Annotated in this window: 2 protein-coding genes; both read left to right on the top strand. The window is 63.1% G+C overall.

Features of this window, described 5'->3' with window-relative positions; all coding sequences use genetic code 11:
- The first annotated feature begins 141 nt into the window (after window positions 1-141).
- Window positions 142-1,431: an FAD-binding oxidoreductase gene (locus tag ACF8MI_RS09145; protein WP_060497761.1), complete on the top strand. Its 1,290-nt coding sequence runs from the start codon at window positions 142-144 to the stop codon at window positions 1,429-1,431.
- Between the two features lie 80 nt (window positions 1,432-1,511).
- The gene (locus tag ACF8MI_RS09140; RefSeq protein WP_060497762.1) at window positions 1,512-2,342 is read left to right on the top strand and encodes an alpha/beta fold hydrolase; all 831 of its coding nucleotides are present in this window, start codon (window positions 1,512-1,514) and stop codon (window positions 2,340-2,342) included.
- The last annotated feature ends 13 nt before the right edge of the window (window positions 2,343-2,355 follow it).

Genomic DNA, 2,355 nt, shown 5'->3' with positions numbered 1-2,355 from the left:
GGGTTTACCCGCGAAGAGGCCAGTACAGGCAGCACATCACTAACAGGCAAACCTCAAATCCAGCCCGACACATTGGCAGCATGAAATTTACCTGCTAAGTTTTCATGAAAATAATCACAATAATTTTCATGAGGTCTATGCATGTTCAAGCAGTCCGCCCAGCACGTCGCCAGCTACTACGCCCAGACCTACCCCGCCAACATCCCCCTACGCCCAACGCTACAAGGCCCCCACGACACCGATGTGCTTATCGTCGGCGCCGGTTTCAGCGGCCTGCACACCGCCCTGCGCCTTACCCAGGCGGGCAAGCGCGTCACACTGCTGGAAGCAAGCCGCGTGGCCTGGGCCGCCTCCGGGCGCAACGGCGGCCAGGCACTATTGGGCTGGTCGTGCGATATGCCGCCGCTGGAAAAGGCCTTGGGCATCGAACGCACCCAACGGCTGTGGGCCAGCATGTGCTGGGCCGCTGACGAAATGCGCGACCTCCCCCAGCGCCACGGCTTCGATGTCGATTACCGGCTGGGCAGCCTATGGACCGCCGTGCTACCGCGCCGGGTGAAACTGCTTGAGGAAGCCCAGCACGAGGCTGAACACAAATGGGGCTACGACGCCCTGCGCCTGATCGGCCGTGAAGAGCTGCCGCAATGGATCGACAGCCCGCGCTATCAGGCCGCGCTGTATGACGCCAAAGGCGCCCACCTCAACCCGCTGAAGCTGGCACAAGGCCTGGCCAGCACCATTGAAGCCGCTGGCGGCCATATCTACGAACAAAGCCAGGTACTCCGCTACCAGGAGGCAGGCGATGGCTACGTTGCCCGAACCGACAAAGGCGAAGTGCGCTGCAACGTGTTGGTGCTGGCCTGCAACGCCTACATCGACCGCCTCGACCGCAGCCTGTCGCGCCGCCTGTTACCCGTCGGCTCCTACCAGGTGGCCACCGCGCCACTGGACGCCGACTTCGCCCGTTCGCTGCTACCGCGCAACAGCTGCGTGATCGACAACCAGTTCGTACCCGACTACTTCCGCCTTACGCCGGACCACCGCCTGCTGTTCGGTGGCGGCTGTACCTACCTGGGCGGCATCCCCAAGGACGTCGCCAGCGCCACCCGGCCCTACCTGGAGCGCGTCTTCCCGCAACTGGCCGGGGTGGCCATCGACTATGCCTGGGGCGGCCATATCGACTGCAGTATCCAGCGTACCCCGGACGTCGGCCGCGAGGGCCAACGCTACTGGCTGCAAGGTTTCTCCGGCCATGGCGTGCTGCCAACCCTGGCAGCGGCACGGGCAGTCAGTGATGCAATTCTCGGTGACGACGACCTGCTGGCACTGTACCAAGGCATCGACAACGGCCGCTTCCCCGGCGGCGACCTGCTGGCAGCACCGCTGGAGGCGGCCGCCAAGGCTTGGTACAGAATGCGCGACCGTGCCTGAAGACGGCCGGTGCTTGCTGCCCGGAAATCTCTCCTATTCTCAACAGCTCCATTCGGTTCCTGCAAACAGGAGACACGACCATGAGCTATGTAACCACGAAGGACGGGGTGCAGATTTTCTATAAGGATTGGGGCCCACGCGACGCACCGGTCATCCACTTCCACCACGGCTGGCCGCTCAGCGCCGATGACTGGGACGCGCAGATGCTGTTCTTCCTGGCCCAGGGTTTCCGCGTGGTCGCCCACGACCGCCGAGGCCATGGGCGTTCCAGCCAGGTATGGGACGGCCATGACATGGACCACTATGCCGATGATACGGCTGCCGTGGTTACTCACCTGGGCACCCAGGGCGCCGTGCATGTCGGCCACTCGACCGGTGGTGGCGAGGTGGTGCGCTACATAGCGCGGCACCCGGAAGACAAGGTGGCGAAGGCCGTGCTGATCGCCGCTGTACCACCACTGATGGTGCAAACACCCGCCAACCCCGGCGGCCTGCCCAAGTCGGTGTTTGACGGGTTTCAGGCCCAGGTGGCCAGTAACCGGGCGCAGTTCTACCGGGATGTGCCGGCCGGGCCGTTCTATGGCTACAACCGCCCTGGTGTCGAAGCCAGCGAAGGCATCATCGGCAACTGGTGGCGCCAAGGCATGATCGGCAGTGCCAAGGCCCATTACGATGGCATCGTGGCGTTTTCCCAGACGGACTTCACCGAGGATTTGAAGGGCATTCAGCAGCCGGTGCTGGTGATGCATGGGGACGATGACCAGATCGTGCCGTATGAGAATTCCGGGGTGTTGTCGGCGAAGCTGCTGCCCAATGGCACACTGAAGACTTACAAGGGCTACCCGCATGGCATGCCGACTACCCATGCCGATGTGATCAATGCGGATTTGCTGGCGTTCATCCGTAGTTGATGTCGTTAGCCTG

The organism is Pseudomonas sp. yb_9, assembly GCF_043103635.1.
Classification (GTDB): Bacteria; Pseudomonadota; Gammaproteobacteria; order Pseudomonadales; family Pseudomonadaceae; genus Aquipseudomonas; species Aquipseudomonas monteilii.
The sequence above is the reverse complement of the archived record's forward strand: the minus strand, read 5'-3'. Positions and strand labels throughout refer to the sequence as shown.